Genomic DNA, 6,676 nt, shown 5'->3' with positions numbered 1-6,676 from the left:
CCCGCGACTGCATACTCGAATTGAGTGCGGGTTCGATGATCAACCTCACACCTTGGCTCAACGCCCCCGCCTGGTACATCGCCTTCTCCGGCGGCCTCGATTCCACCGTCCTCCTGCACCTGCTGGCTGACTACGCCCGCAATCACGCATCACCTCCACTGCGCGCCATCCACATCCATCACGGCCTGCAAACCGCCGCCGATGCCTGGCCCGCCCACTGCCAAACCGTCTGCGACAATCTCGGCATCGAACTCCAGGTCATCCACGTCCAGGTCACCCCCGGCGCCAGCCTCGAACAGGCCGCCCGCGACGCCCGCTATGCTGCCTTCAGGCAAGCCCTCGGCCCGGGTGACATCCTGTTCACCGGCCAGCACCGCGAAGACCAGGCCGAAACCCTGCTGTTCCGCCTGCTGCGCGGCGCAGGCCTGCGTGGCCTGGCTGCAATGCCGGGGCAGCGCGCACTAGGGCAGGGCAGCCTGGTCAGGCCATTGCTGGGCTGTTCCCGTCAGCAGCTGCAGGACCACGCCGAGGCCAATGGGCTGGACTGGATCGATGATCCATCGAACGCTGACACACAATTTGCCCGCAACTACCTGCGCAGCGAAGTGTTTCCGCTACTTCGGCAACGTTGGCCACAAGCCAGCCAGAACCTGGCCCGCGCCGCCGAGCACCTGGGCGAAGCCCTGGGCCTGCTGGACGAACTGGCGCAGGACGACCTGGCGCTCGCCGGGGAGGGCGCGCCGGTGGCCTGGCCGGGGCTGGACTCCCTCGACCTGGCCACCCTGCTGGCGCTGTCGCCGGCCCGTCAGCGCAATGCCCTGCAATACTGGCTGAGCCGCCGTACCCGCCTGCCTGACACCCGGCACTGGGCCGGCTGGGCGGACCTGTGCGATGCCGCCGCCGATGCCCAGCCCGTCTGGCGCCTTGCCGATGGGCAGCTGCTGCGCGGTCATGGGCGCATCTGGTGGTTGAGCGGTGACTGGCTGCAACTGCCCGTCGGCGAACTGGCCTGGGCCGATCCCGCCGAGTCTTTGCCGTTGCCGGGTAACGGCAGGGTGCGTCTTGCTGGCGCAGCGCCGCTGCACGGCTTGCGCATTGCCTACCGCCAGGGCGGTGAAGTGCTGGATGTCCCCGGCCGTGGCCGACGCGACCTGAAGCGCTTGCTCAACGAGTTGCAGGTGCCGCTCTTCCTGCGCCCGCGCCTGCCATTGCTGTACCAGGGCGAGCGGCTGCTGGCGGTGGCCAACCTGCCCGGGCTGGTGCAGGCGGATTGCCAGCTGTATTGGCAATTGCCGACGAACGCGCAAGGTTTGAGCTGAAGGGTACATTCGGGTAGACTACCCTCCCTTCTTGATACAGCTTCTGTGGGTTCCGCGAAAACACAGGAGTTGCCGATTACCAAGCAGTTTTTTGCTGGGCTGATTCTTAAAATGACGAGCGAGCTCCATGCCGGGATATCCCTGGTCTGTACAGACGCGGCAGTTTTTCGAGATGCACTGTGATTGACGCAGGTGATCGGGGGCTTCGGCCTTCCTTCGCTTTCTCCGGCGGCGCTGGCCGCCTTAACGCAGACTTCTAGGGTTTTTCATGACGCGCTACATATTCGTCACGGGCGGTGTTGTTTCTTCATTGGGGAAAGGCATTGCCTCGGCTTCCCTGGCGGCCATCCTGGAAGCGCGGGGCCTGAAGGTCACCATGCTCAAGCTGGATCCGTACATCAACGTCGATCCGGGTACCATGAGCCCGTTCCAGCACGGTGAAGTGTTCGTCACCCACGATGGCGCCGAGACCGACCTCGACCTGGGCCATTACGAGCGGTTCATCCGCACCACCATGACCCAGAACAACAACTTCACCACCGGCCGCATCTACGAGCACGTACTGCGCAAGGAGCGTCGTGGTGATTACCTGGGCGCGACCATCCAGGTCATCCCGCACATCACCGACGAAATCAAGCGTCGCATCATCAAGGGTGCCGGCGATGCCGACGTGGCCCTGGTGGAAATCGGCGGTACCGTGGGTGACATCGAGTCGCAGCCGTTCCTCGAGGCCATCCGCCAGCTGCGCGTCGAAGTGGGCTCCAAGCGCGCCATGCTGATGCACCTGACCCTGGTCCCGTACATCGCCACCGCTGGCGAGACCAAGACCAAGCCGACCCAGCACTCGGTGAAGGAGCTGCGCTCCATCGGCCTGCAGCCTGACGTGCTGATCTGCCGCTCCGACCACCCGGTCGATGCCTCGTCGCGTCGCAAGATCGCGTTGTTCACCAACGTTGAAGAGCGCGCGGTGATTTCGCTGGAAGACGTCGACACCATCTACAAGATCCCGGGCGTGCTGCACGCACAGGGCCTGGACGACTTCGTCGTCGAGCGCTTCGGCCTGCAGTGCAATGGCGCCGACCTGTCCGAGTGGGACAAGGTGGTCGATGCCAAGCTCAACCCTGAGCACGAAGTGACCATCGCCATGGTCGGCAAGTACATGGAACTGCTGGATGCGTACAAGTCGCTGATCGAAGCGATGAGCCACGCCGGCATCACCAACCGCACCAAGGTCAACCTGCGCTACATCGACTCGGAAGACATCGAGAACCAGGGCACCAGCCTGCTCGAAGGCGCCGATGCCATCCTGGTGCCGGGCGGTTTCGGCCTGCGCGGCGTGGAAGGCAAGATCACCGCGGTGCAATACGCCCGTGAGAACAAGGTGCCGTACCTGGGTATCTGCCTGGGCATGCAGGTGGCCGTGATCGAATTCGCCCGTAACGTGATGGGCTGGAAAGACGCCAACTCCACCGAGTTCGACCGCAACAGCGGCCACCCGGTAGTCGGCCTGATCACCGAGTGGGCCGATGCCACCGGTGCCGTCGAAACCCGCAGCGAAGCCTCCGACCTGGGTGGCACCATGCGCCTGGGTGCACAGGACTGCCAGCTGGCCGCCGGTTCCAAGGTGCACGACTGCTACGGCAAGGACGTGATCACCGAGCGTCACCGTCACCGCTACGAAGTGAACAACAACCTGCTGCCGCAACTGGTCGATGCCGGCCTGGTGGTTTCCGGCCGTTCCGAAGACGGTGCGCTGGTGGAAGTGGTCGAGTCCAAGGACCACCCATGGTTCGTCGCCTGCCAGTTCCACCCGGAATTCACTTCGACTCCGCGTGACGGCCACCCGCTGTTCAGCGGCTTCGTCAAGGCAGCCCTGGCTCAGAAGAACAAGGCCTGATCAATGACCCAGAAGATCATTCGCGTCGGTAACATCGAGATCGCCAACGACAAGCCGTTCGTCCTGTTCGGCGGCATGAACGTCCTGGAGTCCCGTGACCTGGCAATGAAGGTCTGCGAGGAGTACGTGCGGGTGACCGAGAAGCTCGGTATCCCTTACGTGTTCAAGGCCAGCTTCGACAAGGCCAACCGTTCGTCGGTAACCTCGTACCGTGGCCCGGGCATGGAAGAGGGGCTGAAGATCTTCGAGGAGATCAAGCGCACCTTCAACGTGCCGGTCATCACCGACGTGCACGAGCCTTATCAGGCCGAGCCTGTAGCCAAGGTATGCGACATCATCCAGCTGCCGGCCTTCCTGTCTCGGCAGACCGACCTGGTGGTGGCCATGGCCAAGACCGGCGCAGTGATCAACATCAAGAAGGCGCAGTTCCTCGCACCCCAGGAAATGAAACACATCCTGACCAAGTGCGAAGAGGCCGGTAATGACCAGTTGATCCTCTGCGAACGTGGTTCGAGCTTCGGCTACAACAACCTGGTGGTGGACATGCTCGGCTTCGGCATCATGAAGCAGTTCGAGTACCCGGTGTTCTTCGACGTGACCCACGCCCTGCAGATGCCGGGTGGTCGCGCCGATTCCGCCGGTGGTCGCCGCGCCCAGGTCACCGACCTGGCCAAGGCCGGCATGAGCCAAGGCCTGGCCGGGCTGTTCCTGGAAGCCCACCCCGATCCGGACAACGCCAAGTGCGATGGCCCATGTGCCCTGCGCCTGGACAAACTGGAGCCGTTCCTGGCCCAGCTCAAGCAACTGGACGACCTGGTGAAAAGTTTTCCGACGGTAGAAACCGCGTAAAGCTCGATTCTCGGGTAAAGTACCGTCCGATCCACCCCTGACCAGTCGGTCAGGGGTTCCCTTCACCCGGCCTGCCCACTGCAAGTCTGCCCGGTGAACGGCAAGAATTTCCTAAGCTAAGTTGTTTTCGTCAATTCTGGAGTGCTTACAACAATGGCAAAAATCGTCGACATCAAAGGTCGTGAAGTTCTCGATTCGCGTGGCAACCCCACCGTGGAAGCCGATGTACTGCTCGACAACGGCATCATCGGCAGCGCCTGCGCGCCGTCCGGTGCTTCCACTGGCTCGCGCGAAGCGCTGGAGCTGCGTGATGGCGACAAGAGCCGTTACCTGGGCAAGGGCGTGCTGAAGGCCGTCGCCAACATCAACGGTCCGATCCGTGACCTGCTGCTGGGCAAGGACCCTGCCGACCAGAAGGCCCTGGACCGCGCCATGATCGAACTGGACGGTACCGAAAACAAGGCCAAGCTGGGCGCCAACGCCATCCTGGCTGTTTCCCTGGCTGCCGCCAAGGCCGCTGCCCAGGACCAGGACCTGCCGCTGTACGCGCACATCGCCAACCTGAACGGCACCCCGGGTCAGTACTCGATGCCGGTACCGATGATGAACATCATCAACGGTGGCGAGCACGCCGACAACAACGTCGACATTCAGGAGTTCATGGTTCAGCCGGTTGGCGCCAAGACCTTCTCCGACGGCCTGCGCATGGGTACCGAGATCTTCCACCACCTCAAAGCCGTGCTGAAGGCCCGTGGCCTGAACACTGCCGTTGGTGACGAAGGTGGTTTCGCCCCTAACCTGGCTTCCAACGAAGACGCCCTGGGCGCCATCGCCGAAGCCGTCGAGAAAGCCGGCTACAAGCTGGGCACCGACGTGACCCTGGCGCTGGACTGCGCGGCTTCCGAGTTCTACGAAGACGGCAAGTACAACCTGTCCGGCGAAGGCAAGTCGTTCGACGCCGAAGGCTTTGCCGAGTACCTCAAAGGCCTGACCGAGCGCTTCCCGATCATCTCGATCGAAGACGGCCTGGACGAGTCCGACTGGGCAGGCTGGAAAATCCTCACCGACAAGATTGGCGCCAAGGTGCAACTGGTAGGTGACGACCTGTTCGTGACCAATACCAAGATCCTCAAGGAAGGCATCGAGAAGGGCATCGGTAACTCGATCCTGATCAAGTTCAACCAGATCGGCTCGCTGACCGAAACCCTGGAAGCCATCCAGATGGCCAAGGCTGCTGGCTACACTGCGGTGATTTCGCACCGTTCCGGTGAAACCGAAGACTCGACCATTGCCGACCTGGCCGTGGGTACCGCTGCTGGCCAGATCAAGACTGGTTCGCTGTGCCGTTCCGACCGCGTTTCCAAGTACAACCAGCTGCTGCGCATCGAAGAGCAGCTGGGTGCCAAAGCGGTTTACCGCGGTCGTGCCGAGTTTCGCGGCTAAGCAAGAGATGGTAAAAAGACAGCAGCCGGAGTTGTAGGAACGTTCGTACTGTTCTTTCCTACATTCCAACGGGTTTCTGTCGACGAAGCCTGGCCTCGGCCAGGCTTCGTGCTATTCGAGGCCCCGAAGTAAATAATACCCGGCAGCCTTTTTAACCTGGATAACGTGATGCGCAGTCCCTATTGGTTGTTCCTCGTCCTGCTCCTGCTGCTGGGTGGCCTGCAGTACCGCCTTTGGGTGGGTAATGGCAGCCTGGCGCAAGTGACCGAGCTGAAGCAGCAGATTGCCGAGCAGCATGCCGAAAACGAGCGCTTGCTCGAGCGCAACCGCGTGCTCGATGCCGAAGTGCTGGAGCTGAAAAAAGGCATGGAGACCGTTGAAGAGCGGGCTCGCCACGAATTGGGGATGGTCAAAGAGGGCGAAACCCTCTTCCAGTTGCCACAGAAATGATCGAAACCTTACCGGCCTTCTGGGCCGTGATTCCTGCTGCGGGCATAGGTGCCCGCATGGCTGCCGACCGCCCCAAGCAGTACCTGGAGCTGGCCGGGCAGACCATTCTCGAGCACAGCCTCGACTGTTTTCTTGGCCACCCGATGCTCAAGGGCGTGGTGGTCAGCATTGCCGAAGATGACCCGTACTGGCCTGGCCTGTGCTGCGCCAGTGACCCGCGCATCCAACGCGCGGCGGGCGGACGCGAGCGTGCCGACTCGGTACTCAATGCCTTGCTGATGCTGCATGCCCATGGGGCGGCGGACAGCGACTGGGTGCTGGTGCATGATGCCGCGCGCCCGAACCTGGCGCGCAGCGATCTGGACAAGCTGTTGTCGGACCTGGCGGATGACCCGGTGGGCGGCCTGCTGGCGGTACCGGCGCGCGATACCCTCAAGCGGGCCGATGCCGATGGCCGGGTGGGTGCTACTGTCGACCGTAGCACCATCTGGCAGGCCTATACGCCGCAGATGTTCCGCCTGGGGGCATTGCATCGGGCGCTGGCGGAGTGCCTGGTGTCGGATGTGCTGGTAACCGACGAGTCGTCCGCAATCGAGTGGTCCGGCCAGGCACCGCGGCTGGTCGAAGGGCGCAGCGACAACATCAAGGTGACCCGGCCGGAAGACCTGGAGTGGTTGCGCCAGCGTTGGGCAGGGCGCCGCTGAATTTCTTGTTCCTG

6 protein-coding genes are annotated in these 6,676 nt (G+C 62.8%); all 6 read left to right on the top strand.

Translation table 11 applies throughout. From position 1 onward, the window contains the following. Window positions 1-35: 35 nt before the first annotated feature. The 6 genes from tilS to ispD all read left to right on the top strand — a co-directional run bounded on the left by tilS (window position 36) and on the right by ispD (window position 6,662). A complete protein-coding gene (tilS, locus tag ACK1U9_RS22710; RefSeq protein WP_449110202.1) occupies window positions 36-1,319 on the top strand; it encodes a tRNA lysidine(34) synthetase TilS in 1,284 nt (427 codons plus the stop codon). A gap of 268 nt (window positions 1,320-1,587) precedes the next feature. Next, on the top strand, window positions 1,588-3,216 hold the full coding sequence (locus ACK1U9_RS22705; RefSeq protein WP_025337984.1) for a CTP synthase: 1,629 nt from the start codon (window positions 1,588-1,590) through the stop codon (window positions 3,214-3,216). 3 nt (window positions 3,217-3,219) lie between these two features. Further along, complete coding sequence (gene kdsA / locus ACK1U9_RS22700; RefSeq protein WP_025337985.1) at window positions 3,220-4,065, top strand: 3-deoxy-8-phosphooctulonate synthase; 846 nt, start codon at window positions 3,220-3,222, stop codon at window positions 4,063-4,065. 153 nt (window positions 4,066-4,218) lie between these two features. Continuing rightward, a complete protein-coding gene (gene eno / locus ACK1U9_RS22695) occupies window positions 4,219-5,508 on the top strand; it encodes a phosphopyruvate hydratase (RefSeq protein ID WP_013971266.1) in 1,290 nt (429 codons plus the stop codon). Between the two features lie 168 nt (window positions 5,509-5,676). Then, the gene (gene ftsB / locus ACK1U9_RS22690; RefSeq protein ID WP_004375443.1) at window positions 5,677-5,958 is read left to right on the top strand and encodes a cell division protein FtsB; all 282 of its coding nucleotides are present in this window, start codon (window positions 5,677-5,679) and stop codon (window positions 5,956-5,958) included. Beyond that, window positions 5,955-6,662, top strand: a complete 708-nt coding sequence (ispD, locus tag ACK1U9_RS22685) for a 2-C-methyl-D-erythritol 4-phosphate cytidylyltransferase (protein WP_449110199.1) — start codon at window positions 5,955-5,957, stop codon at window positions 6,660-6,662. Before ftsB ends, ispD begins: the two co-directional genes overlap by 4 nt. Window positions 6,663-6,676 lie beyond the last annotated feature (14 nt).

The sequence above is a fragment of the Pseudomonas sp. XP1 genome (genome assembly GCF_053557675.1).
The sequence above is the reverse complement of the archived record's forward strand: the minus strand, read 5'-3'. Positions and strand labels throughout refer to the sequence as shown.